This is a genomic window from Dactylosporangium siamense (assembly GCF_016862795.1).
Lineage (GTDB): Bacteria > Actinomycetota > Actinomycetes > Mycobacteriales > Micromonosporaceae > Dactylosporangium > Dactylosporangium siamense.
Window position 1 is genome coordinate 50374 of the sequence record NZ_BONQ01000156.1, and the last position, 26252, is coordinate 76625.

Below are 26252 nucleotides of genomic sequence, written 5' to 3' on the forward strand. Positions count from 1 at the left end.
GACGACCAGGTCCACCTGCCCCTGATCCCGGGGTCGCCCGAGCACTACGCCGGCGACTTCTCCGGGTCCCAGTTGCCGAGGAAGACCGCCATCCCCTCGGGTGGCCGCTCGTTCGCCAGCTCCCGGCCGTCGTCGATGATGCGTCGCATGACGTCCACCGGCAGGTGGGGGTTGGCGGCGGCCTGACCGCACAGGTCCGGGTCGGCGAAGAGTTCGAGGACCCGGCGGGGCGACAGCCTGGCGTCGACGGCGACGAAGCCGCGGACGAAGGTCTCCCGATCGTGGTTGAGCCGCTCGATGACCTCGGCGGGCACGCTCGGGTCGCGGTAGGTGAGCCCGCGCAGGCGCGGGTCGGGCGACGCGGCGAGGTGGTCCAGCCGTTCGCGTTCCAGGCTCGGGTGGCTCACCGGCTGGCAACGATATGAAGGGAAAACGCCGACTGACAGGGCCGAATGCCCGATTGACACGTTTTATTCCCTTCACGGACGATAAAGCCAGTTGCCCGCCGCCCCGATCGGCCCGCCGGTCTGCTCCCGCGCGGCGCCGGTCCCCGGCCAGGCCCACCTGCCCGTGATCCGGGACGCAGCGTTCAAATACGGCGAACCTCGGACATGTTCGCCATCCGCGCTTCTTCGCCGAACGGTGGATACCGGCTCACGCGCAGGCCCGAATAGCTTGGTCGATGTCACGTTCAGCGCATGAGTCATAGCGCGGCGTGATCTTCATGCTGCGTGCCCGGCGCCCGCAACCCCACGTCGCGGAGGAAACAGTCATGCCCTCAGACGGTGCCCTGCCGAGTTACCAGGACCTTTTCGGTGAGCTGCTGTTCCAGCGCGGCGACGAGTCCCGCTCGGTGTACTCCCCGGCCGCGTACCTGGCCGACCTGCTGCAACTCGTGGCCGGCGTCGACGGCGGCATCGCCGAGCGGCGGCCGGACATCGCCCGGGTGCCGCTGGACCTGGCACACACGTACACCGAGGTGCCGTACCTCGACATCGTCAACGAGGTCCTCGAGCGCGCCCTGGAGGCGACCGCGGACACCACCGCCGAGACGATCCTCGAAGGCGCTCACTCGCCCGCCGCGCTGCCGTTCTCGCTGCGCCACGAACGGATCCGCACCTACCTGCGGCACCTCGGCGTCGAGGCCACCGACCTGTACAAACTGTTCGCCGACGGCATCGACCCGGACACGGTCGCGCGGGAGCACCTCGGCCTGACCGCCGCCGACGTCACGCTGCTCACCACGGTGCTGACCAACGGCCCCGACCTGCGCGGGTGTTTCGCGCTCGGCAACGAGCCGTGGAACCGGCTCGAGTCCGCCGACCGGCTCCGGCAGGCCATGCAACTCAGCGCCGCCGACCTGCGGGAGCTGCTCTACCAGCGCACCGGCGCGGCGGAGAGCACCGCCGGGTCCTTCATCCACCAGGGCGGCGCCGTGGTCCGGCTCGACGCGGCCGAGGAGCGGCTGCGCTCCGGTGCCGACCGGCCGGTGCCGGTCGAGTGGTTCGAGCGGGTCAACCGGTTCGTGCGGCTGGCCCGGCGGACCGGCCTGTCGTTCACCGACCTCGACCTCGTCCTGCGGGCCTGCTGCGGCAACCGGATCGACCTGGCGGCGCTGCGCGTGATCGCGATCGTGCGGCACCTGGAACGCGCCCTGCGCCTGCCGGTCGACGTGGTGGTGAGCCTGGTCGCGCCGATCCCGGAGCTCGGCGCCGGCGACGACGCCGAGCCGGCGGACCTGTTCGACCGGGTGTTCAACGTGCCGTTCGTGGCCGCCGAGGGCACCGTCCTGCGCGGGACCGGCCCGGCGCCGAGCGCCTACGCCGGGCTGCGCGAGCTCGTCTGCGTCGGCGACATCCTCGCGTCCCGCAACCGGGACGTGCGCCGCCGGATCACCACGGCCCTGAGCATCACCGAGGCCGACCTGGCCGCGATCGTCGAGCGGTTCCGCGCCGCCGACGACAGCGGCCCGTTCGACCGCGGCCTGGGCCCCGCCGGCCTGGCCCTGCTGCACCGCGTGGCCCGCCTCGCCGGAGGGCTCGGGCTGGGCGTCACCGACCTGCTCGACGTGCTCGACGCCCTCGACCGCGACCCGGCGGCGTCGCGTTTCGCCCCGTTCCCACTGCTCATCGACCCGGGCGTGACGCTCGACCGGGCCTCGTCGGCGCTGGCCGGCACCGACCCGGTGGCCGGGCTCTGGCTGGCCCAGACGCTGCTCGGCGCGGTCACCTGGCTGCGCGAGAGCGGGCTCACCGGGCGTGACCTGGTGACCGTGCTGGGCGGCTCGCGCGGTGACGCCCTGACGGCGGTCCTGGAGCGCCTGCGCGGCGGCTTCGACGCGGTCGCGCTGACCCCCGCCGCGTTCACCGCCGGCCAGTTCGGCGAACGGGCGGCCGAGGTGCTGCACAGCGCCCTCGCCGTCACCGGCGGCGTGCTGTGCGACCGCGACGACCGGGTGGTGCTCACCTGGACCGGCGCCGCGGCCGCGTACCGGGCGGTCAACGAGCTGGGCGTGATCGTGCCGGCGGACCTGCTCGGCCTCGGGCTCGACGCGCGCACCACCGAGCGGATCCTCACCGGCCTCGTCGCCGGCGGCTACGTCGAGGCCGACGGCACCGTGGTGGCCGACCGGCTGCCGTCCACCCCGGAGGCGCTGCGGCTGTCGGGCGGCCTCGGCCACGTCCGCGACGACGTGTTCGCGCTGATCGCCGGGCTGTGTGAGGGCTCGGACGGGCCCATGGTGTACCCGTCGGACCTGGAGACGCTCGGGACGCTGACCGCCGCGCAGCGGACCGAGCTGTACGGCAACCTGATCTACAACGGCCTGCTGGACCCGGACGGGCGGGTGCGCGAGCCCGGATTCTTCGGCGACCCCGGCAACGCGGCGCAGCTGCAGGTCGACGCCGAGCTCGACGACGTCACCCAGCCCGTCCTGGCGCTGCTGCGCGAGGTCGTGGCCAGGTTCGGCACCGAACCGATCCCATTGGACCCGGCCATCTTCGCCGGGACCGGCGCGGACGAGCGGGTGCTGCTGGACAGCCTGCGTCACAACGGGCACATCGACGCCGACGGCACCTACGCCGATCCGCTCGGCCTGCTGGACAGCTCACCCGCCGAGTTCGGGTTGGCGCTGGAGCTGTACCCGTACCGCCGCCAGGTCCTCGCGGCCATGCAGGCGCAGCTGCGCGACGCCCGGGACCGGCTGCTCCGGCTGAGCCCCGACGACCTGCGCGACATCGCCGACGTGGCGGTCGCGCAGCGGTTCGCCGACGGGCTCGACGGTTTCGCGCTCGTCGACGGGCGCCCCGGCCCGGACGGGCTCGCGTTCTTCGCCGACCCCGGCAACACCCTGGCCGTCGAGGGCTTCACCGACAGCGAAAACGACACGGTGTTCGACCGGATCGCGGCGATCCTGGCCGAGCAGCGCGCCTTCCGGCTCGACCTCGCCGCGCTCACCGGGCTGGGCTTCGACGACACCCGCCGCGACCAGCTCGTCGCCCACCTCATCGGCGTCGGGCACCTCACCCCGGCGTTGACGGTGCCCGAGGACCGGCTCGCCCACTTCGCCACCGTCACCAACGCGCCGGCGTTCACCGTGCCGGGGCTGGCCGACTTCAGCATGGACGTGTTCTTCCTGCTGCACGCGGTGGCCGTGCGGGTCCTGGCCGGCATCGAGGAGATCACCACCGTCCTGGCCGATCACGGCGCGCGGCAACGGGCCCTGGTCTTCGAGGTGCTCCGCGACGCGCTCGGCGTGCCAGCAGCGGTCGCGGAGGCGATCTGCACCGCCGTCCTCGGTGCCGCCGCCGGGGTCGTCGAGCTGCTGGTGCCGGACGACGACGACGAGGACGTGCCGCTGCTCCGGGCGTTCCGCCGCATCGAGGGCTTCGCGCTGCTCGCCGCCCGGCTCGGCCTCGACGCCGACGAGGTGGCGCTGGCCTTCCGCGACCAGCAGCTGACCGGGAAGTTCGCCGAGCCTCTGGCGCTGCCGCCGGGCATCGACCGCATCGACGCGCTGCTCGAACGCGCCGACGGCACGGTCCTGGTGTTCCGCGACACGGCCTACTGGACCTACCCGGCCGGCGCGCAGGCCCCGGCCGACCCTGCTCCGGCGCCGCTGTCCGCGCTGTCGGCGGCCCTGACCGGCCTGAGCGTCGACGCCGCGTTCACCGACCCGGCGGGCGCGGAGTGGCTCGTCGGCCGCGACCCCGCGGGAGCCGGGCTGACGTTCGTGCGGCAGCCGGGCAGCGGCCGGTGGGCGGCGCGGACGCAGCAGTGGGGCGCCGTGACCAACGCGTTCGCCGCCCCGGCCGCCATCGACGCCGCCTTCGTCGACCGGGACGGCCGCACCTACCTGTTCTGCGGCGACCAGTACGTGCGGTACACCACCAGCGGCGCCGCGACCGTCGACGACGGCTACCCGCGCCCGATCGGGCAGTGGTGGGAGAACGAGCAGCATGCCGCCGCGCTGCCGGCGCCGTTCCGCCGGTCGCTGGACGCCGCGTTCCTCGGCCACGACGGCCGCACCTACCTCTTCGCCGGCGACCGGTTCCGGACCGTCGGGCCCGGCGCGGGCACCGACGACCCGGACGAGGGACGCCCGGTCGGCGCCGTGTGGGGCCGGGTCCGCAACGCGTTCGAGGCGGCCGAGCGGGTCGACGCCGCGTACACGAACGGCTCGCAGCACTTCCTCGTCGCCGGCGACCAGGTGCTCCGGCACACGGACGACCTCGAGAACGCCGGCCTGCGGGTCGACGGCGGCTACCCGCAGCGCATCGAGACGCACCGCCCGGCCACGCCGCCGGCGTTCCGGCACGGGCTCGAGGCGTCGTTCGTGGACGCGAGCGGCACCACGCACCTGTTCAAGGACGGCCAGACGGTCGCGCTGGGCACCGACGCGGACTACCCGGGGTACCAGACCGAAACCGTGCCGACCCGGCAACGGTGGGGCGTGCTGCGTCCGTCGCTGAACCCGGACGGTGCCGTCGACGCCGCGTTCGTCGGGCTGGACGGCCACACCTACCTGTTCAGCGGCGACACCTACCTGCGCTACGGCGGCGCCGACTACTCCGCGGTGGATCCCGGCTTTCCGCGGGCGATCGCCGGGGACTGGGGCGGGCTGCGCCGGGTCGGCGCGGCGGTGGTGCTGGACGGCGCGACGTACCTGTTCGGCACCGGCGGCAAGCTGTTCGACGCGCCGGCCGAGCACGCCGCCGCCCTCGACACGGGCCGGCTGCCGCGCGTCCTGCGGCAGCGCCTGGCCGAGCACGCCGTCACCGTCGCCGAGGACGCGAAGGTCACCGGCGCTCGCCCGGCCTGGTCGGTCGAGGGTGTGCGGCTGCGGCTGGTCGAGGCGGGCACCGACCCGGAGACCGGCGCGGCCACCGCGGCCCGGATCGAGGCGCACTTCGACCCGGCGAAGGACACCGAGGTCCACGTGCGCTACTCCACCCGCGACTACACCGTCCCCGACCCGGGGTACCCGCGGCCGCTGGGCGACAACTGGTGGAACCTGCCCGACGAGTTCGTGTCCGGCCCGGGGCGCCTCGCCGGCATCGACGCGGTCTTCACCGGCCACGACCGGCGCACCTACCTGTTCAGCGGCGGGCAGTACGTGGTGTTCGACAACAAGCGCCGCTGGTGGTCCCCGCCGATGTCGCTGGACGAGGACTGGAACAGCCTGCCGTTCGACCACGTCGACGCGGCGTTCGTCGGCGCCGACGGCAAGACCTACGTGTTCGCCGACGGCCGGTACGTGCGGTACACCGACCCGCGCTGCACCCGCGTCGACGAGCGCTACCCGGCGCGCGTCGCGGCGTTCTGGGGCAACGTGCCGAACAATATCGCCCGCACCGGCCGGGTCGACGCGGCGTTCGTCGCCGGCGAACACACCTACCTGTTCTCCGGCGACCAGTACGTCCGCTACACCGGCCGGGGGTACGACACCGTCGACCTCGGCTACCCGAAGCTGCTCACCGACCTGCGCCACGAGCCCCGGCTGCGGCACCTCGCCGCCCGCCTCGACGGCGTCGACGCGGCGGTCGCGGACCGGCGCAACGTCTACCTGTTCCGCGGGGCGCAGTGCCACGTCGTGTCCGCCACCACCTACCGGCGCTACGACGACCTGCCGGGCCCGATCGGCTGCGCGTTCGTCGAGGACGGCGCGCTGCTGGCCGAGCGTCCCGGCGGCTGGAGCCACCTCAGCGCCCTGGAAGGCACCTCGCCGACCGCGACGCCGGCCCGGCCCCGCGCGCTGCGCGGCGTCCCGGAGCGGTTCCGCGCCGGCCTGGACGCGGTCCTGCACGGCACCGACGGCACCACCTACCTGTTCCAGGGCGACGCCTGCTGGAACACCGGGCTCAACCGCGCCTACCCGTTCGCCGAGGAATGGGGCCGCGCCCGCGCCACCATCCAGCGGCGGGTCGACGCGGCGTTCGTCGGCGCCGACGGCAACACCTACGTCTTCGGCGGCGAGCACTTCGTCACCTACACCGGCACGCAGTACGCGGGGGCGGACGCCGAGGGACCGGCCCGGCCGGTCGCCGAGCACTGGGGCGGGCTGCGCGGCGTGGCGCTGGCCTACGTGCGGGCCGGCACCACCTACCTGTTCGAGCCGCCGGGCCCGGACGGCACCGCGCGCTGCGTCACCTACTCCGGTGCCGACTACAGCCGGCCCGACGAGCGCACGCCGGTCACGGTCGACGCCACCTTCTGGGACATCCCGCGGCAGCACCGGCCGGCCGGGACGGTGCTGCCGGCGGCGGTGCTGTTCGAGGGCGACACGATGCTGCTGGTCACCGGCGGCGTGTGCCTGCAGCGCGACGAGCGGACCGGCACCTGGTCCTACCCGCGACCGCTGGAGCGGATCTGGCGCGGGCTCGGCGACGCGACCGGTCTCACGGCCGCGTTCACCGGCCGCGACGGCGCGACCTACTTCTTCCTGGACGGGGAGTACGCGCGGTACGCCGGTGGCGTGGTCGAGCCCCGCCAGCCGATCCGCGACCGGTGGGGCCGCTCCCGCAACGCGTTCCTGGCCGCCGGCGCGCGGGTCGACGCGGCCGTGGTGCTGCGCGGCGTGACGTACCTGTTCTCCGGCGACCAGTTCGTGCGCTACAGCGGCGCGGACTACGAGTACGCCGACGCCGGCTACCCGAAGCCGATCGTGGGCGGGCTGCGCCTCGAGGAGCCGTTCGCGAACCTGCCGGCCACCTTCGACGACGAGCTCGCCGGGCTGGGCGCCGGACCGCTGATCGACGCGGTGACCGGCAACGACCGCACCGCCTACGTGTTCGCCGGCGGTGCCTGCCACGCCGTGTCGCGGACCGCGACCGCCACGCTCGACCTGCGTGACCTGGTCCGGGTGCGCAACACGATCGCCGAGCGGCAGCGCGTCGACGCCGCCCTGGTCGACGGCGAGGTCACCTACCTGTTCTCCGGCGACCAGTACGTGCGCTACACCGGCCGCGACTACGGCCCGGTCGACGACGGCTATCCGCGCGACCTGGCCGGCTTCGGCGACGAGCTGCATGTCGGCGCGCTGCCGGAGGCGTTCCAGGACCGCGTCGACGCCGCGTTCCGCGACGCCGGCGGCCGGACGGTGCTGTTCGCCGGCGAGCAGTACCTCACCATCCACGGCAACCAGGTCACGGCCGCGCCGATCGCCGGCGCCTGGGGCGTGCTCGGCGACGCGTTCGCGCCGGGTGCGCCTATCGACGCGGCGTTCGTCGCGCCGTCCGGCGAGCTGTACGCGTTCCGCGGCACCCGCTACATCCGCTACCCGGACGGTGTGCCCGGGACCGTCGAGCCGGGCTACCCGCGGCCGGTCAAGGACGACTGGGGGTTCCTGCCGGCGGCGTTCGAGCGGGGCATCGACGGCGCGTTCACGCTCGCCGGCCGGGTGCACCTGAGCCGCGGCGACGCCTTCGTCAAGCTGCCGGCCGGCGGTCTGGAGCTGACCGAGCACACCGTGCCGCAGCTGTTCCGGCACCGCTTCACCGACGGCGCCGACTACCGGCTGGCCGACGTGCGGGCGATCAGCCGGTTCGCCGCGCTGGCCCGCGCGCACCCGGTCGAGGGCGGGCTGGCCGCGTTCCTGCTGCCCGGCCCGTCGATCTACGCCGACCCGTACCTGCGGCTGAGCACGCTGTTCGGCTGGGACGCCGACGAGCTGCGCTGGTGTCGGCGGCACAGCCGGTTCCTGTCCGGCGCCCCGGCCGACGAGGACCGGTTCGAGATCGAGTTCCTGCTGGAGCTGGCCGAGCTGTTCGCCTTCGCCGGCCGGCTCGGCACCGGACCCTCGGCGTTGCGCGCCGAGGTGTGGGCGCGGCTGCACGACAGCGGCACCCCGGCCGCTCCCGCCGCGCTCGACGCGGCCGGTGGCGCGCTGCACGGGCTGCTGGCCCGCCGCACGCCCGCGGCCGAGCTGCCGGCCCTGGCCCGCACCGTCCACGACGAGCTCAACGTGGCCCGCCGCGACGCGCTCGTCGCCGCCGTCATCGCCGCGGACCCGGACTTCCACACCGCCCGGGACCTGTTCGACTGGTTCCTCATCGACGTCGAGATGGGCGGGAGCGGCACCACCTCGCGGGTGCGGGAGGCGATCGCGGCCGTGCAGCTGTACCTGCACCGGTACCTGCTGCGCCTGCTGCCCGCGGCGGCCGATGACGGTACCGACGACTCCGCCGACGACGTGGTGGACCCCGAGGCCGTCCGGGCGCTCGTCAAAAACCGGTGGTCCTGGATGCGCGGCTACCGGCTGTGGGAGGCCAACCGCAAGGTGTTCCTGTACCCGGAGAACTACCTGCGCCCCGAGCTGCGCGCCGCGAGGACCCCGGCCTTCCGCGCCCTGGAGAGCGACCTGCTGCAGGGCGAGATCACCCCGGACGGGGTCGAGCGGGCGTTCAAGCGGTACCTCGACGAGTACACCGAGGTGTCGCGGCTGACGATCGCCGGTGGCTACGTCTACACCAAGGACATGGCGCCGGACGGGGTGCGCCGCCTGGTGCTGTTCGGCCGGACCAAGACCGACCCACGCCGGTACTACTTCCGCCGGGCCGAGTTCGGCACCACCGAGCCGCTGTCGGCGACGTGGGAGGCGTGGCAGCCGGTCAACGTGCAGATCGGCGCCGACCAGGTGCACCCGGTGCACGCGTTCGGCCGGGTGTTCGTGTTCTGGGCCGACGCGGCCGACGCGCAGCCCGACGACCCCGGCACGACCAGCGTCGTCGTCGCCGACGACCGGCAGGTGTCGGGCAGCCAGACCAAGACCCAGCGGGTCGCGATCCGCTACTCGTTCTCCAACCTCAACCGCGACTGGGTGCCGATGCAGACCCTCGGCGTCGGCCCGCGGGAGGAGGGCACGATCTCCGGCGTCACGCTGCTGGTCCGCCCGCGGGTGAAGGACGACAGCGGCGCCACGTCGATCGCCGTCTCCTGCTCCTACACGGTGACCGCGCCCGACACCGGCGCCGAACCGCCCACGCCGCGCCGCGCGGCCGTGCTGTTCGACCTCAACCCGGAGCTCTACGCCGACGACCTGCTCGACCCCGACGACCCGAAGGGCCTGACCCCGGCCGGCGCCGCGGTCATGACCGACATCGAGGTCACCCTCGCGGCCGCGGCCACCGCCGAGCAGGTCTCGCGGATCTTCCTGGACCGGGTCGACCCGGCCGGCATCGTCCGCTTCGACCAGCCGGCCGGCTTCGAGGGCCTCAACTGGTTCAGCGTCGACCACAAGGGCGGCAGCTTCCTGTGCCGCCCGGTGCCGGTGACCAGCTCCGGCGGCAAGCGCCAGGCCCTGGCCGGCAACCGGGACCACCTGCCGGTGCAGGCACCGGTCGACGCCGCCGTCGAACTCCCCAACGGCGTGCGGTACTTCTTCGACAACACCGCGCGCACCTTCCGGACCGGCACCGCCGACGCCGGCCCCGGGGACCCCGCCTCGACCGGCCGGCGGTGGGGGCGCCGGCCCACGGTGCTGCCCGGCGACGCCCTCTCCGACGGCGTCCTGACGGCGGGCATCGACGCGGTCGTGGTCCGCGGCCAGCAGACGTTCGTGCTCTTCGGCGGCCGGTACGTGCGGTTCACCGGCACACCGTTCCGGCTGTTCGACGATGGGTACCCCAGGGACCTCGCGACGAACACCGACAACCTGCCGAAGTGGACCCGGGTCGACGTGGCGTTCACCGGGCAGGACGGGGCCGAGTACTACTACTCCAGGACGCTGGGCAAGGTCACCGTCGTGCGGCCCAGCACCGGCACCCAGTCGACGGTCGACCTCGCCGAGCACTGGCTGCGCCTGCTCGGGCTCGGCGACCTCGAGGCGGTGCTGGTCACCGATCAGGCCACGTTCTTCATCGGTGGCAAGGACTACCTCCGGGTAGCTGGTGCCGCCTACGACAAGGTCGACTTCAAGGCCGACATCAAGGCGAGGAAGCTCGAGGGCAACCCCGACGGCCTGCCGACCGACCTGAAGATCCACGCCGCGGCGCGGATCGGCCAGACGACCTACTACTTCGACAACACCGACGCCGGCCGCTACCTGACCGTCTCCGGTGGCAGCCGGCAGTTCCGGGCCCTGGTCGGCCCGCAGAGCACCGTCGGCGACCAGGGTGCCGTCGACGCGGCCTGGGTCGGTGGGACCCGCCTGTACCTGACCCGCGACGGCGAATACGTCCGGTACACGCTGCCGTCCGCCGACGCGCCCGTGCCCGACCTCATCGACGAGGGCTACCCGAAGCCGCTGCCGCGGAAGATCAACGCCGCGTTCAGCCGGAACGGGTCCGTCTACCTGTTCTCCGACGCGGGCTACGCGCGGATCAACGCCACCACCGAGCCCTCCAGGCTCCCGGCCCCGCGCACCACCGCCGGTGCGTGGGCCGACCTGCCACGCGCCGGCGACCGGCCCTTCGACGGCGCGCTGGAGACCGCCGCCTCGATCTTCCTGGTCGACGGCACCGAGTATCTGCGGTATTCCAAGAGCGGCAAGGTCGCACCGCCGTATGAGCGCTCGGCCGTGCCGTTCGAGCTGGTCCGGCTCACCACCGGCACCGCCTCGGAGCTCAACCGGCGGCTGCTGTCCGGAGGGGTACCGGCGCTGCTCGACCTGGCCACCCAGGAGCTCGACGAGGTCCGGGTGTCGACCCGCCGCGAGCCGGGCGCGGTGGCCGTGGAGGCGAGCATCGTCGACGTCGACCGCCTGCCGACCGGCTCGCACCTCGACTTCGGCAGCGCCAACGGCCTCTACTACTGGGAGATCTTCTTCCACGCGCCGGTGCTCATCGCCCAGGCCCTCAACGCCGCGCAACGCTTCGAGGCGGCCAAGCAGTGGTGGGAGTACGTCTTCGACCCGACCCAGCCGGCGGCCTGGCGGTTCCTGCCGTTCCTCGCCGCCGACCTCGACGAGCTCGCCGACGGCGTGACCGCCGACCTGGCCGACCTGGGCCGGCGCCGCGGCGTGGCCGAGCTCAGGGAGGTCCTGGCGCCGGTCGTCGCCGACCTGCGGGCCCTCGCGCCGGCGGCGCTGCAGAACCGCCCGCCGCTGACCGCGGCGGAGACGGCCGCGCTGACCCGGCTCACGTCGGCGCTGACGCAGCGCGACATCGAGCTGAAACTGCAGGGCCTGCCCGGCAACCTGCCCGGCCCGCAGCGCGACGCGGTCACCGGGATTCGCGAGCGGGCCGCGGTCATCGCCGACCTGCGCCAGCTGTTCGGCCGGCTCGGCGACCGGGAGGGGCTGCTCAAGGCCTACCGGGAGCACCCGTTCGACCCGCACGCCATCGCCGACGTGCGCCCGATCGCCTACCGGCGCGCCGTCGTCATGGGCTACATCGACAACCTGCTCGACTGGGCCGACCTGCTGTTCGGGCAGTACACCCCGGAGAGCGTCGACGAGGCCCGGATGCTCTACGTGCTCGCCTACGACCTGCTCGGGACCGGCTCGGAGCTCGGCCCGCACCGGCTGCCGGCGGCGGCCGGCTTCGCCGAGCTCGACGCCGCACCGGGGGAGCTCGACCTCGCCGGATACCTCACCGCCGACGGCGCGCTGCTGGAGGGCGGCGGCGCGGTGCATGCCGGCGTCGCCGACGGGTACTTCGAGATCCCCGGCAACGCGGCGCTCGCCGAGTACCGCGGCCGGGTCGCGGACCGGCTGCGCAAGATCCGGCAGTCGATGAACATCCTCGGCATCAGCCAGCCGCTGCCGCTGTTCGCGCCGCCGCTGGACCCGATGGTGCTGGTGCAGGGGGTCGCCGGCGGGCTGGACGCGGAGGTGGTGGGGTCCGCCGTGACCGCGTCGCCGCCGGTGTACCGGTTCGCCGCCGCGTTCCGCAAGGCGCAGGACCTGGCCGAGAAGCTGCGCCAGTTCGGCTCGCAGCTGCTCGACACGCTCGACCGCCGCGACGCCGAGGAACTCAACCTGCTGCGCGGCCGGCAGGAGGCGGCGATCCTCGGGCTGACCCGCGGCATCAAGGAGGCGCAGGTCCGCGTCGCCGAGGAACAGGTCGCCGAGCTCAGCGCCGGCCAGGCGGCGGCACGAGCTCGGGTCGCGCACTACGAGGGGCTGATCGCCGCCGGCATGTCCGGCCTGGAGCAGGCCCAGCTCGACCTCATGTCGACCGCGGCGTCGGCGCATTTCGCCTCCAGCGTGCTCAAGGTCGCGGCGAGCATCGCGGCGGCCGTGCCGCAGCTGAAGGCCGGCCCGTTCATCCTCGGCGTGGAGTCCGGCGGCGTGCAGGTCAGCGGCGCCCTGGAGAAGGCCGCCGAGGTCTCCGAGTCGCTCGGGGAGGGCTTCAGCGTCGCCGGCGAGATCCTCGGCGTGAAGGCGCAGTACGAGCGCACCGCGCAGGACTGGGTCGTGCAGCTGCAGACGGCGCAGAACGACATCGTGCAGATCGGCCACCAGCTGGCCGGGGTGACGACGCAGCTCGCGATCGCCCGGCAGGAGGCGGCGAGCCTCGAGCTGGAGATCGCCCACCAGCAGGCGGTCGCCGAGTTCATGCGCGGCAAGTTCGCCACCGCCGAGCTCTACGGCTGGATGGCGGCCCAGCTGTCCCGCCTGCACTTCGAGGCCTACCACCTGGCCCACGAGACGGCGTTGCAAGCACAACGGGCGATGCAGTTCGAGCGCGGCGTGCCCGAGTCCGAGGCCGACTTCATCCGCCCGGCGTACTGGGACAGCCGCCGCGCCGGCTTGCTCGCCGGCGAGAGCCTCGGCCTCGACCTGGAACGGCTCGGCAAGGCCTACTTCGACGCCGACACCCGCGGCCTGGAGATCACCAAACAGGTGTCGCTGCTGGAGCTCGACCCGCTGGCGCTGCTGCGCCTGCGCGAGACCGGCACCTGCGAGTTCGCGCTCACCGAGAGCGAGTTCGACCAGGACTTCCCCGGCCACTACCGCCGGCAGCTGCGCACGCTGACCGTGACGTTCACCAACGCCGACGGCCAGCCGATCTGGATGAACGCGACGCTGACCCAGCTCGGGCACAAGACGGTGCTGGAGCCGGACCCGCAGGCGGTCCGGCACCTGCTGGACCCGAAGGGCCTCGCCCCGCAGACGGTCCGCGCCGACTGGCGGCCGAGCCAGCAGATCGCGCTGTCCGAAGTGGACGGCGACAACAACGGCCTGTTCGAGCTGCGCTACGACGACGAGCGCTACCTGCCGTTCGAGCGGACCGGCGCGGTCTCCACGTGGCGGCTGCGCCGATCCGGCCGGTTCGCCGAGCACCCGTACGACGTGCTCATCACCGTGCGCTACACCGCGTTGGACGGCGGTGACGTGTTCACCAACGCGGTGCGCGGCATGCTACGGCCCTACGCGGCGGCCCGCTTCATCGACGTGGCCCGCGAGTTCCCGGCGCAGTGGTCGGCGTTCATCGACGGCGACAGCCCGGAGCTGGCGCTGCCGCTGACGCCGCAGCAGTTCCCGGGCATGGGCAACCGCCAGATCGGCGCCATCTACCCGACGTACGAGATGGTGAACGGCGGCTCGGCCCGGCTGCGCCTCAACGGCAGCCACCAGCTGTCCCTGCCGGCGGCGACGCTGCAGGAGACGCCGGGCCTGACGATCGACGGCGCGGCACCGCTGCGCTTCGTCATCGAGGGCGACAAGGGTTCATTGCAGAACGTCGGCCTGGTGCTGACGTACCAGGCACAGGTCCAGTAGGGGAGGCAGCTCATGGCGAGTCCGAATCTTCTGAAGAAGTTGAAGAACCTGAAGAATCCGTTGGCCAAGCGCACGCAGGTCACTCCGCAGCGGCGCCGGGCGAACGCCATGTCGACGGCGCAGCAGGTCAACGACACCGACAGCACCAGCGAGAGTGACAGCTCCAGCGCTGCCGGGCAGCCGCAGCCGCAGGTGGACCCGCTGACCCGCCGGAACACGAACCCACAGCCGCAGCCCGTGATCGCGGCCCCGGCGCCGCCGCCCGTCGTGAACCGGGCGCCGACCAGGGACGAGCAGATCGCGACGCTGCAGGCCTTCCTCCAACGGCCCGACCTGCCCCGGGGGACCAGGATGCAGGCGTCGCTCGACCACATGCGCCAGGTCGTCGCCGCGCACGGCAACAACGCCCTGGACGAGGCCGACCTGCGCATCGCCATGACGACCATGGACATGATCCTGATCGCCCGCCAGGGCATGGTGCCGGTCGCGGACGCCCTGCGGCAGCAGCGTGGCCCCAGCCTCACCCCGGACACCTACAAGGTCGTGGTCGACGGCCAGGACATCACGTCGTTCAACACCGCCCAGATCCAGCAGCTCCAGCGGGCGTGCTTCGGCAAGTCCAGCGAGAAGGACACCCGGGCGCTCGGCCTGGTGATGGAGGGCTTCAACTTCAACGGCACGATGCAGGACCTGGTGAACCTGGTCTGCGCCGTGCACCGGTGCCTGCCCGACCCGGGCACGGCACAGCTCGCCCAGGGCAAGACCGCGGTGGACGCCAATCCCGGTGTCGCCGACAAGGTGCAGGAGCTGCTCGCCGAGGAAGCGGCCGAGCGCGGCGAGCTGGCGAAGGCCTTCACCGATGCGGGCCTGACCGTCAAGACGGACGGCGCCACGGCATCGCAGTGCCGGGCGCTGCGCCAATGGCTCACCGCTCATCCGAGCTACCTCACGAACCTCAGACAGATCGGCGTCAGGGGATTCGTCTTCGGATCGAAGGAGATCAACGATCCCGTCGGTGAGTACGTCTCCGACAAGCGCGAGGTGCACCTGAGGGCCCTGCCGGACAAGCCGGCCGACGCGTTCGTCCGGCTGGCGCTGCACGAGTCCGGACACGCGGGCTTCCAGCGTGCGCTGATCGGCGAGACGATGACCGCTCACAACGATGTCTTCACCGCACGCAGGTACAAAGCGCTCAGGGCCTACGTCACCCACATCCAGGCACGTGCCGTGGCGGCGCGGGCGGGCACGCAGGACCCCCCGCGCACCCCGGAGATCGACGAGGGCGAACGGCTGTGGAACGCGCTGTCCCCGGTCGCGCGCCGGTACTACCAGGCGTGGCTGACGCTGCGTCAGAAGGACGGCGAGTTCCTGATCGGCGCCGACCAGGGCCGCGCCTCCGACACGGTCGACATGGACGAGGTCAACCGGCAGAAGTACCAGGCGACCACGTTCATCGAGATCTGCGCCGAGGGCTTCTCCACCTTCGCCATGGGCGACGTCGACGCCTACGACGCGGTGATCCAGTCGCACGACGACGTGCCCGACGAGATCAAGGCGGCGTGGACGGAGCTGCACACGATCCTGCGCGAGGTGGGCGGCCCGATTCTCGGCATCGCGCCCTACGCCTGACGCAGCAGGCCGCGGTACGCCACCTGCGGCCGCAATGGATCGCCGGGTGGGATCCGGGGGTGGTCGAACCTGGCCGCCTCCGTGAGCCCCAACCGGCGCATGACGGCCTGCGACGGCGTGTTGAGCACCGCGGTCAGCGACCAGATCTCGGTCCGTCCCAGCTCGCCGGCGGCGACGCCGAGCGCGGCGCGGGCGGCCTCGGTGGCGTACCCCCGGTGCCAGGCATGCCGTGCCAGCCGCCAGCCGACCTCGAGCTGGCCGGCCCCCGGTAGCCCGTCGGGCAACGGGTTCAGGCCGGTCAACCCGATGAACGCGCCGGTCGCGGCGACCTCCAGGGCCCAGAACCCGAACCCGTGCCGGTCGAACCGCGCCTCGATGCTCTCGACCATCGCGTCACTGGCGGCGCGGTCCAGCGTGGCGGGGAAGAACCGCATGGTCTCCGGGTCGGCGTTCAACGCGGCGAACGGCGCCCGGTCCGACTCCCGCCACCGTCGCATGATGAGCCGCTCGGTCCGCAACGTCATGCGGACACCTTGGCACGACCTCTTCCACTCGTAACTCTATCTAGATAGAGTTACGAGTCATGACGAGCGTGGCGGCACGACGGGTCGGGCGCGCGGCGGCCGCGCTGCTGTGGGCGGCGGCGGCCGTTGCCCTGGTCGGGGCGGCCGTCCTGGCGCGGGACGTCGGGTTTTCGGTGTTGCGGCAGCGCGTCGACGTCATGGTCGCGGTCGTCGCCGTGCTGGTCGGCGTCGCGGCCTTCCCGGTCGGTCCGGTGGCGGCCGGGGGAGGCCTCGCGGGCGTGGTGCGCGCCGCGGTCGGGTGCGTGGTGGCGCTCGAGGTGCTCGGGGTGGCGCAGGTCATCCGGGTGGTGCCGCCGGTCAGGGGCGACGGGGGACCGCGGACCGGTGACGGGACGGTCGTGCTGACCGTGTGGCTGGTCCTGCTCGGGCTGGTCCTGCTCGCCGCGGTGCGGGTGACCCGCCGGCGGGCCGCGGTGCGGTCCGGGGCCGTCGGGATCGCGGCGGGGTGCGGGTTCGCGGCGGCGGCGGGGTGGCTGGGGCTGGCGGCGCTGTTGCCCGGGGTCGCGTCGAGCAACGTGCCCGCGCTGCTGCTGATGATGGCCACCGGCGGCGTCGCGGCCGCCCTCATCGAGCGCCGCGCCCGGGCCGTGCCCGGCGACGGCCGGTCAGGGATGGCGGGCGACGACCGGCCGGGGGTGGCGGGTGACGGGCGGCCGCGGGTGGCGGTCGGTGCGGCGGTCGCGGCGATGGTGACCGCCGTGGTCCTCGCCGCCGCGATCGACGGGCTGCTGCCGCTGAGCCACGACTGGATCCGCAACAGCGCCCCGCCGTGGGAGACCGGGACGCGACTGGTCGATCCCGTGGGCCTGCTCCTGGTGGCCGGCGTGCTCGCGCTGTTCGTGGCGGTGGGCGCCGGTCGCACCAGGACCGAGGCCACGACCTGACCGGCTGCGCTCCGGCCGCGACCCGGCTGCGGTCATGGCCTGACCGGCGGCGTGATGGTGGTGGTTGGGTTCCGGTCGCGACCGGCTGCGGTCATGGCCTGCCCGGCGGCGCGATGGTGGTGGTTGCGTTCCGGTCGCGACCGGCTGCGGTCATGGCCTGACCGGCTCCGCGACGGTCGCGTCCGGGACCGCAGCCACGGACCGGCCTACTGTGCCGTGGCTGACGGTCGCGTCCGGGACCGCAGCCACGGACCGGCCTACTGTGCCGTGGCCGCCGTCATGGACTGACCGGCTGCGCGATGGCCGCGGCCGGCAGGACGATCTGGATGACGGTGCCGCCGCCCGGGTTGTCCGCGGCCGTGATCGTGCCGCCGTGGCGGGCCACGACCCGTTGGCAGATCGCCAGACCGAGGCCCGTGCCGGCGTAGCCGCGCCCGTGCACGCGGTGGAACGACGTGAACACCCGCCCGAGCTCCTCGGCGGGTATCCCGATGCCCCGGTCGGCCACCGTCAGCTGCACGCCCCCACCGGCCGCCCACGCGGCGGACACGCACACGTCAGGCTCGCGGCCCGGCGGGGTGAACTTGAGCGCGTTGCTGATCAGATGCTCGAACAGCCTCCGGATCATCCCCGGGTCGGCATCCAGCACCGGCAGCGTCCCCGCGACCCGCACCTGCGGCGAGATCGCGGCGACCAGCGCCGACAGGTCGACGGGGGCGGGCTCCAGCGGCGCGTCCCGGGCGGTGGCGTAGGCGAGAAGGTCGTCGATCAGCCGCCGCATCCGCTCAACGCCGGACCCGATGCGGGTGGCGACCGCGACGTGGTCGGGGTCGGTGAGCTCCTCGGCGAGGATCTCGGTGTACCCGGAGATCGTGGTCAGCGGCGAGCGCAGGTCATGGGCGGCGATGGCGGCGAACGCGGCGAGGTCGGCCTCCCGTTCGCGAAGGTCGGTGACGTCGTAGCCGGTGAGGACGGCGCCGATGACCCGGCCGGCCTCGTCGCGCAGCGGACGGGCGTCGGCGACGACCCGCCGCTCGCCGGCCGCCCCGACGAGGGCCATCTCCTGCGCCTTGACGGTGTCGCCGGCGAGCGCGCGGGCAAGGGGGTGCGGGCGCGGGTCGGCGACGTTGGCCCCGGGCACCCACACGGGGTCGAGGTCGGCGATCGTCTGCGGGACGCCGTCCCGGCGCCGGCTGCGGGCGACCCGGTTGAGGTGCACGATCCGCCCGTCGGTGTCGCAGGTGAGCACGGCGACCTCGATGACGTCGAGAACCTGGTCGAGGTACGCCTTCTGCGCGGCCACCGCGTCGGCGCCGGCGACGAGGCTCTCCCGGGCCCGGCCGCTCTCGTCGAGCTCGGCGTTGAGCGCGGCGGACAGCCGGCGCACCTCCGGCGGCCCGGTGAGGGCGGCGCGGGCGGACAGGTCACCGCCGGCGCGCCGGTCGAGCAGGTCCTCCAACGCTCCGAGGGGGGTGACGAGCATCCGCTTCGCGGTCCGGTGGATGCGCAGCGCGACCAGCACCGACAGCAGCGCGAGCAGGGCGAGGGACGCCTCGAGGACGGTGCTCGCGGTGCGGTACCCCGCCGTCGCCGCCCGTTGCGCGTCCTCGACCGCGCCGGCCACGGCCGCGTTGCGGGCCCGGACGGCGTCGAACAGCTCCTTGCCCCGCCCGCTGCGGTCGGCCTCGAGGCCCGGGTACCCCGGCGGCAGCGCGCTGATCGGCAGCGCCACCTGCGCCAGCCACCGCTGCGCCGCCTGGTCCTGGTCCCGGACGAGGACCCTGGTCCGGTCGTCGGGCGCGGCCCGCAGCGCGGCGTCCCGGGCGACGGGATAGTCGGCGGCGCCGGCCCGGAACGGGTCCAAGAACGGCGGTTCGCCGGTCAGCTGATACCCGCGCACGCCGGTCTCGACGTCGGTCAGGTCCTGCAGCATCCGCTGGTTGGCGCGGGACGTGTCCGCGATGCGCTGCAACTGCCCGTCGTAGACCTCGCCGAGATACTGCCCGCCGAGGAACCGCGCGGCGCCGACGGACAGCAGCACGACGACCAGCCAGACGAACTGCCGGCGCAGTGTGGCCGCGATCGGTTTCGGCACGCGCATTTCCCCCGCCGCGTCGCCCCCAGGCCAGTCCTACGCTATCGCCCCGAGCGCACGCACAGAGGCGATTCACGGGCGCAGCACGGCCCAGACGACGATGTTGTCGCGGTAGTGCCCGGTCGCGCGGTCGAACTCCCCACCGCACGTGATCAGCCGCAGCCCGGCGTGGTCCACCGGCCCGTACACGGCGTCGGTCGGGAACCGGTCCTTCGGATACCGCCCCGACCCCGTCACCGCGAACACCGCGACGCTGCCGTCGAGCCGCTCCACCTGCACCTCGTCCCCGGCGACGAGCGTGCCGAGCCGCGCGAACGCTCCGTCCCGCCCCTTCCAGTTGACGTGCCCGGCGAGGACCGCCGGCCCGATCGACCCGGGCGTCGGGCCCCCGGTGAACCACCCGACCGTCGACGCGTCGTCCGGCACCTCCATGGCCCCGTCCCCGAGCAGCGTCAACGCGACCAGCTCACTGTCGACACGCAGCCGGGGAATCGACACCCGCAGCGGCGGCGACCCGTCCATCGCGGAGGCGCCCGCCGCCGGTGTACGACCAGCGCCTCCCGCCCCCAACCCGGGCGACGCGCCCGCCTCCAACCCCGGCGACGCGCCCGCCTCCAACCCCGGCGACGCGCCCGCCTCCAAGCCCGGCGACGCTCCCGACCCGACGCCGGCGGTGGGCGGGGCGCTCGCCAGGCCCGGCCCCTCGGGCGTCGGGCCGGCCCGGCTCAGCCCCGCGGCGGCCAGGACGAGCACCACCGCGAACACCGCCACCGTCGACCGTCGCACCCTCATCGCCCAAGCGTGCCCCGAAGCCGCCCACCGCAACCGGCCAACCATGCCGCTGCCCCAGGACCGACCGGGCCGGTCCGCCCCGGTCACGGCTCCCCGCCGGCCGACCGCGCTGCTCTCCATCGATCACACCTCGGGACCGGCCAGCAGAACTGGTCCATGCCGATCACGCCGCCCGGGCAGGCCACAGGACAAGCGGCTCACGCCCGTGGACCACCGCCATGGCCTCGTCGACGTGTCCCCGCCGGAGGGTGCGGCACGTACGCACCTTCATCCACGAGCCGCACGCTACCGGGACCCCCTGACACTTCTGCCGCAGGAGATCGATGGGCATGACTACCTGGCCTGGAACGACGCGGTGAACGTGCGGAAGGTGGACTGGCCCGGGCTCCACGCGCCGTCGGCCGTGGTCCAGGACAGTGTGAACTCGCGGCCGTCGGCGACGCCGAACAACCGGCGTTGGGTGTGCCACTGGGCGCCGCCGGCGTAGGTGAACTCCCAGTCGGCGGCGCCGCGGGCGTACACCACCGGAGCGATGCCGATCGAGGTGTATCCGGTGGGCGGGTCGAGGCGCAGCAGGTCCTGCTCGGCGGCCCGCCAGTAGGCGACCCGGTCGGCCACGGCGGACGGGGCCAGGCCGACAGTCAGCCGCCGCCCGCCGGTGGGGTCGAGGAAGCACACGATGCCCCCGGCGGTGGCGCGGACCCAGTCGGCGGGCCGCCCGATCCGGAACCCGGCGGGGTCGTCATGCCACACCCAGCCCGCCGGCAGCCCGTCCCCACCGGCGGCAGCTGACGCGGTGCCGCCGGGCAGGGGCCCGGTGCCGGGTGGGACCGCGCCGTCCGCGCAGGTGGCCGGGGCCCGGGCGGCGGCCGCCGCGCCGTTCTGCGGTGTCCCGCCAACGGATTGGGCCCGGTCGACGAACCGCGGCCGGCCGTCGTCCCCGTAGGCCGAGACCAGCCCGGCGATCCCGCCGGCCACCAGTAGCACCCCGATCGCCGCCGTGAGCATCCGGGCGGCCGTGCGCCGTCGGTCGTCGCCCGCCGGTGCCGGCACCGGCGCGGCAGCCGGAGAACGAAACAGCCGCATCGTCGCGGCGAGCGGCGCGACCAGGGCCGGCACCACAGCGGACCGCGGCGCCGGTGCCACGTCCGCCAGGAGCGTCCTGGCCTGCGCCGCGGTCAGCCGCTCGGCCGGGTCGCGGCGCAGCAGCCCCTCGACGACCTCCCGCAGCGGCCCGGCCAGCGAAACGGGGTCGGGCGGCGACGTGGCCAGGGCGTCGAGCACCTCCGCCGTCGTGGCACGGGCGTACGGCGGGCGGCCCTCGACACACCAGTACACCGTGGCGCCGAACGACCACAGGTCGGTCTCGACGCTGGACACGTGGTCGCGGACCCGCTCCGGCGCGACGTAGGACGGCGACGCGATCAGCGGCGTCTCCGGGCCGTCGACCTCGTCGTGCAGCACCGCGATGCCGAAGTCGCCGAGCAGGACCCGGCCGTCGTCGGCGATGAGCACGTTGGGCGGTTTGACGTCGCGGTGCAGCACGCCCGCCCGGTGCGCGGCGGCGAGCCCGTCGAGCACCGCGAGGCCGACGCGGGCGGCGACGTCCGGTGCGAGCGGCCCGTCCGTGCGCACCACGTCCTCGAGGGAGCGCGACGGCACGTACTCCATGACGATCCACGGCCGCCCGCCGGTGAACAGCACGTCGTAGACGCGCACCACGTTCGGATGTGCCAGGCGCGCGGCCGCCCGGCCCTCGGCGATCGTGCGGGTCCACAGGTCCGCCTGCCCGGCCGGCAACCCGGGCATCGCCATGACCTCCTTGACCGCGACCTCCCGGGCCAGGATCTCGTCGCGGGCCAGCCACACCCGGCTCATCCCGCCCGTGCCGATGACGCGCAGCAGCCGGTACCGACCGGCAACCGTCCCCGAATTCATGAGTGTCATTCGGAGCCGGCTGCCTACTGGACGGGTCGGTCCTTCTTCGGCAGTTTCGACACCACCCAGCGGTAGGACTCCTCGACCGCCTCGAGGATCTCGTCGTCGGGGATCGCCGCGCCGACCGTCAGCGAGTTCCAGCCGGAGCGTCCGATGTACGGCATCACCCGCGCGTCGTCGGGGAACCGGGCCAGCCACTCGTCGGCGGCCTCCCGCGTCGGCGCGCACTTGACGCCCACGGCGGGCCGTTCGCCGTCGGCGCCCAGGAACGCGAAGATCTTCGGTCCGACCTTGACGACGACGTCGCCCTCCCACGGTGTGTCCTGCCACGCACCCGGTTTGGCCAGGCAATATGCGATCAGTTCGGCCCGTGTCACGCCTGCGACGGTAGCAAAGGCAAGTCGTTTGCAAGTGCGGGCGGGTTTGCTGGGGTGGTGAAAGAAGATCTGCGGCTGGTACGGCGTGTGCCGGCCGGGCGGCGCGCCGTGACCCGGCTCGCGCTCGGGGTGGACGTCGTCGACGAGTTCCTGTTCGACGGGCTCGAGTGGTGGGAGCTCATCGACCCGGCCGACGGGGACGAACAGCCCGCGGCCGCCCTCGCAGCCGTGCGGCCGGGGGAGAACATCGTCCGTCTGGTCGGTCTCGTGGCGCCGGGCGGACGCACCGACCTCGCCGTTCAGGTGCTGATCTCGTTGGTGGACGCCCTGCGGGCCGGTCCTGCCCGTAGGCTCGTCGCGGCGCCTCTGGCGCACGGCGAGGAGCTGCTGCGTCGAGCGGGCTTCGGACCGTTCGACGACGGGTCGTACGCCGTGGAGTTGTAGGCCTCCCGGGACGGGAGTTTCGCATCCTGCAGATTCGGATCCTGGGCCCGCTCGAGGTCGTCGGGGAGGGCGGCCCGGTCGACACCGGCACCCCGAAGCAGCGCGCCGTCCTGGCGATGCTGACGATGCAGCCCGGCCGGACCGTGTCGGTGCAGCGGCTGATCGACGAGCTGTGGGCCGACGAGCCGCCGGAGCGGGCGATCGCCTCGCTGCAGGCGTACGTGTCCCGGCTGCGCCGCGCCCTGGAACCGGCCCGGACCGCCCGCGACCGCTCGACCGTGCTGGTCAGCCGCGCGCCCGGGTATCAGCTGATGGTGCCCGCCGACGCGGTCGACGCCGCCCGGTTCGCCGCGGCGGTCGAGCGGGCGCGCGCCGGCACCGACCCGGCCGAGGCGTTGGGGGCGCTCACCGACGCGTTGCAGCTGTGGCGGGCCGATCCGCTGCCGGAGCTCGGTGACTCGCCCCTGGCCCGGGCGGAGCGCAGCCGGCTGCAGGAGCTGCGGCTGATCGCGATCGAGGAGCGGTCCGAGGCGCTGCTGCGGCTCGGCCGGGCCGCCGAGGTCGCGTATCTGAGTGAGAGCGCGCTCGTGGAGGCGCCGTACCGGGAGCGGCTCTGGGGGCAGCTGATGCTCGCCCTGTACCGCTCGGGGCGGCAGGCCGAGGCCCTCGCCGCGTACGCGCGGGCCCGTGCGGGACTGGTCGACGAGCTCGGCATCGAGCCCGGGCCGGCGCTGCAGCAGCTGGAGCAGGACATCCTGCGGCAGGCCCCGCACCTGACGGCGGCGCAACCGGCCACGGCGCCGACCTCAGGCGCGCCGACGTCAAGTGCGCCGGTTTCAGGTGTGCCGATCTCGGGTGTGCCGATCTCGGGCGCGCCGATCTCAGGTGCGCCGGCTGCGGCCGGGGCACCGCAGGCTTTTCATCCCAGCCCGACGGGCATTTCGGAAATGTCCGTCGTGATGGAGGGAAGCGCACCGGCGGGACGGGACGTCGCCGACGACGGTGGACTCGTGGGCCGGGACGCCGAGCTGCGCACCGTCGACGAGCTCCTCGCCGGCACCGCCACCGGCCGCGGCCGCCTCCTGCTCGTCTCCGGCAGCCCGGGCATCGGCAAGTCCGCCCTGCTGCGTGAGCTCGCCGCCCGCGCGCAAGGGCTCGTCGGCACCGGCACCGGCGTCGACGGTGAAGCGCCGCCGGTCTTCCTGCCCTGGGCGCAGATCCTGCGCACCATCGCCGCCGCCCCCGACGCCGCCCAGGCCCTCGCCGCCGCGTTCGCGCCGTACGGCAACCTGCCCGCCGTGCTGGACCCGACGCTGATCGAGGCCCTGCCGCTGCCCGCCGCCGAGCGCATCGCCGACCCGGAGCTGGCCAGGTCCCGGCTCTACCAGGGCATCGTCGACGGTCTGTGCCGGCTCGCCGCGCACCGGCCCCTCGTGCTCATCGTCGACGACGCGCACTGGCTCGACGCGCCGTCGACGGTGCTGCTGACGATGTTCGCCCGGGCGGTCCGCCACAACCGGGTCCTCCTCGCCGTCGGATACCGCGAGGCCGAACTGGCACCGGACGCACCCCTCGCCGCCGCGCTCGGCGAGCTGCTCGCCGACCCGTCCGCGGTGCGGCTGCCGCTGCAGGGCCTCGGCGCCGGCGGGGTCGCCGCGCTCGCGCGGGACGTGACCGGCGCCGACGTGCCGGACGAGACCGTCGCGATGTTGCTGGACCGCACCGGCGGCAACCCGTTCTTCGTGGTCGAGCTGCTCCGGGTCCTGGTCGCCGAGCACACCCTCGCGCCGGAGCATGTTCCGGTCCGGGTTCAGGAAGTGGTACGCCGCCGCCTGGCCAAGCTGCCCGGGCAGGTCAACGCCGTGATCGCGGTGGCCTCGGTGCTCGGGCGGGACGTGTCGGTGCCGGTGCTGCGCGAGGTCGTGCAGATCGACGAACTGGCGCTGTTCGACACCCTCGACACCGCAGTGGTCAGCGGCATCCTGACCGCCACCGACGACCCGGGGCTGCTGCGGTTCTCCCACGACCTGGTGCGGCAGACCGCGTACCTGGACCAGGGCCCGCTGCGAAGGGCCCGGCTGCACGCGCGGGCCGCGCAGGCGCTGCGGGACACGGGCCTGGCGACCGTGGCGGAACTGGCCGGGCACCTGCGCGCCGCGCTGCCGGTGCTGTCACCGTTCGACGTGGTGCCGGCGCTGGTCGAGGCGGCCGGCGAGGCGTACGACCAGACGGCCCACGAGCAGGCCTCGGCGCTGCTGGAGGAGGCCGTCGGCGTGCTGCACCGGGCGCCGCCGGGGGAGCGCCGCGACGTCGCCGAGCTGGACCTGCGGATCCGGCTCGCGTACATGCACCAGGCGACCGACGGCTACCTGGCCCCGTTCGTGACGGCCCAGTACGCCGCGATGGAGCCGCTGCTCGTCCGGCTGCGCGGCCGGCCGGTGCTGGACATCCTGCCGGCGCTGTGGGGGTACGCGTCGTTCCACACCGCGGCCGGCGACGTGGCGCGCGCGGTCGCGATGGCCCGCTCCGCGAGCGAGCAGGGCAGCACCGACCCGTGGGCGTCGATCGTCGCGGAGGTGCACGAGGGCGCCGCGGCCCTGGCCGTGCTGGACCTGCCGACCGCCCGCACGTGCTTCGAGACCGCGCTGGACGCGCTGCCCGGCGGCGACCTGCCCGTGTTTCCGATCGCCAACTGGGACCCGGTCATCGGGGCCCAGGCGCCCGCCGCGATTGTCTGCGGCATGCTCGGCGACCACCCCGCCGCCGCCCGGCACCTGCGCGCCGCCCGGGAGCGGGCCGCCCGCGTCGGCGAGCCGTTCCTGGAGATGTACGTCAGCCACTACGCCGCGTCCGTCGCCGCCGACCGGTACGACGCGCCGGCGACCGCGGAGGCGGCCCGCACGACGCTGCGCCTCGCCAAGCGCGGCGGGCACCTGGAGTATCAGGCGATGTCGGCGATCCTGCTCGGCTGGGCCGAGGTCCGCGCCGGCGACGACGCCGGGCTCACCCGGATCGTCGAGGGCCGCACGCACCTCGGCGACGCGATGCGCCGCTTCGGCCGCCTCGAGGCGCTGCACGCCGACGCGTGCCTGACGCTGCAGCAGTCGGCGGAGGCGGCGGCGATCGCCGGCAAGGCCCTCGAGGGTGGCCTGCCGGGCCAGACCGGCTTCGCCGAACCCGACCTGCGCCGCGTCCAGGCCCTCGCCACCGGCGACCCGGCCGAGGCCGAGGAGGCGCTGCGAGTGGCCAGGAAGCTGCACTACGCGGCCGCCGAGACCCGCGCCGGGACAGCGGTCGAGGCCCTCGCATAGCGGCGGCCCCCGCCGGGAACGACGGGGGCCACCGTTG

At 74.1% G+C, this 26252-nt stretch carries 11 protein-coding genes; 5 read left to right on the forward strand and 6 right to left on the reverse strand.

All coding sequences use genetic code 11. The annotated features are described in order from the left end of the window. Window positions 1–44: 44 nt before the first annotated feature. Complete coding sequence (locus Dsi01nite_RS47865; RefSeq protein WP_203853152.1) at window positions 45–407, reverse strand: hypothetical protein; 363 nt, start codon at window positions 405–407, stop codon at window positions 45–47. A 365-nt stretch (window positions 408–772) separates the two neighbouring features. On the opposite strand from Dsi01nite_RS47865, the gene Dsi01nite_RS47870 reads away from it, so the two are divergent. Then, complete coding sequence (locus Dsi01nite_RS47870) at window positions 773–14161, forward strand: hemopexin repeat-containing protein (protein ID WP_203853153.1); 13389 nt, start codon at window positions 773–775, stop codon at window positions 14159–14161. Between the two features lie 12 nt (window positions 14162–14173). After that, window positions 14174–15790: a hypothetical protein gene (locus Dsi01nite_RS47875; protein WP_203853154.1), complete on the forward strand. Its 1617-nt coding sequence runs from the start codon at window positions 14174–14176 to the stop codon at window positions 15788–15790. Here the strand turns inward: Dsi01nite_RS47875 and Dsi01nite_RS47880 are convergent. Continuing rightward, the gene (locus Dsi01nite_RS47880; RefSeq protein WP_203853155.1) at window positions 15781–16314 is read right to left on the reverse strand and encodes a GNAT family N-acetyltransferase; all 534 of its coding nucleotides are present in this window, start codon (window positions 16312–16314) and stop codon (window positions 15781–15783) included. The two genes, Dsi01nite_RS47875 and Dsi01nite_RS47880, sit on opposite strands and share 10 nt — an antisense overlap. Before the next feature lie 59 nt (window positions 16315–16373). On the opposite strand from Dsi01nite_RS47880, the gene Dsi01nite_RS47885 reads away from it, so the two are divergent. Continuing rightward, window positions 16374–17258: a hypothetical protein gene (locus tag Dsi01nite_RS47885; protein ID WP_203853156.1), complete on the forward strand. Its 885-nt coding sequence runs from the start codon at window positions 16374–16376 to the stop codon at window positions 17256–17258. Window positions 17259–17535: 277 nt separating this feature from the next. On the opposite strand, the gene Dsi01nite_RS47890 is transcribed toward Dsi01nite_RS47885, so the two are convergent. The 4 genes from Dsi01nite_RS47890 to Dsi01nite_RS47905 all read right to left on the reverse strand — a co-directional run bounded on the left by Dsi01nite_RS47890 (window position 17536) and on the right by Dsi01nite_RS47905 (window position 22460). Then, a complete protein-coding gene (locus tag Dsi01nite_RS47890; RefSeq protein WP_203853157.1) occupies window positions 17536–19353 on the reverse strand; it encodes a CHASE3 domain-containing sensor histidine kinase in 1818 nt (605 codons plus the stop codon). 72 nt (window positions 19354–19425) lie between these two features. Then, window positions 19426–20145, reverse strand: a complete 720-nt coding sequence (locus Dsi01nite_RS57935; RefSeq protein ID WP_239136838.1) for a class F sortase — start codon at window positions 20143–20145, stop codon at window positions 19426–19428. 333 nt (window positions 20146–20478) lie between these two features. Next, window positions 20479–22083: a serine/threonine-protein kinase gene (locus Dsi01nite_RS58585; protein WP_203853158.1), complete on the reverse strand. Its 1605-nt coding sequence runs from the start codon at window positions 22081–22083 to the stop codon at window positions 20479–20481. A 23-nt stretch (window positions 22084–22106) separates the two neighbouring features. Next, window positions 22107–22460, reverse strand: a complete 354-nt coding sequence (locus tag Dsi01nite_RS47905; RefSeq protein ID WP_203853159.1) for an MmcQ/YjbR family DNA-binding protein — start codon at window positions 22458–22460, stop codon at window positions 22107–22109. A 57-nt stretch (window positions 22461–22517) separates the two neighbouring features. Here Dsi01nite_RS47905 and Dsi01nite_RS47910 point away from each other — a divergent pair, with 57 nt between their 5' ends. Next, the gene (locus Dsi01nite_RS47910; RefSeq protein ID WP_203853160.1) at window positions 22518–22904 is read left to right on the forward strand and encodes a hypothetical protein; all 387 of its coding nucleotides are present in this window, start codon (window positions 22518–22520) and stop codon (window positions 22902–22904) included. Between the two features lie 41 nt (window positions 22905–22945). Further along, the gene (locus Dsi01nite_RS47915; protein ID WP_275423474.1) at window positions 22946–26215 is read left to right on the forward strand and encodes an ATP-binding protein; all 3270 of its coding nucleotides are present in this window, start codon (window positions 22946–22948) and stop codon (window positions 26213–26215) included. Window positions 26216–26252 lie beyond the last annotated feature (37 nt).

What these genes read in the sequence shown, in the direction of transcription:
- Dsi01nite_RS47870 (WP_203853153.1), top strand. Translation starts at nt 773, where the DNA reads ATGCCCTCAGACGGTGCCCTGCCGAGTTACCAGGACCTTTTCGGTGAG.
- Dsi01nite_RS47875 (WP_203853154.1), top strand. Translation starts at nt 14,174, where the DNA reads ATGGCGAGTCCGAATCTTCTGAAGAAGTTGAAGAACCTGAAGAATCCG.
- Dsi01nite_RS47880 (WP_203853155.1), bottom strand. Translation starts at nt 16,314, where the DNA reads ATGACGTTGCGGACCGAGCGGCTCATCATGCGACGGTGGCGGGAGTCG.
- Dsi01nite_RS47885 (WP_203853156.1), top strand. Translation starts at nt 16,374, where the DNA reads ATGACGAGCGTGGCGGCACGACGGGTCGGGCGCGCGGCGGCCGCGCTG.
- Dsi01nite_RS57935 (WP_239136838.1), bottom strand. Translation starts at nt 20,145, where the DNA reads ATGAGGGTGCGACGGTCGACGGTGGCGGTGTTCGCGGTGGTGCTCGTC.
- Dsi01nite_RS58585 (WP_203853158.1), bottom strand. Translation starts at nt 22,083, where the DNA reads ATGAATTCGGGGACGGTTGCCGGTCGGTACCGGCTGCTGCGCGTCATC.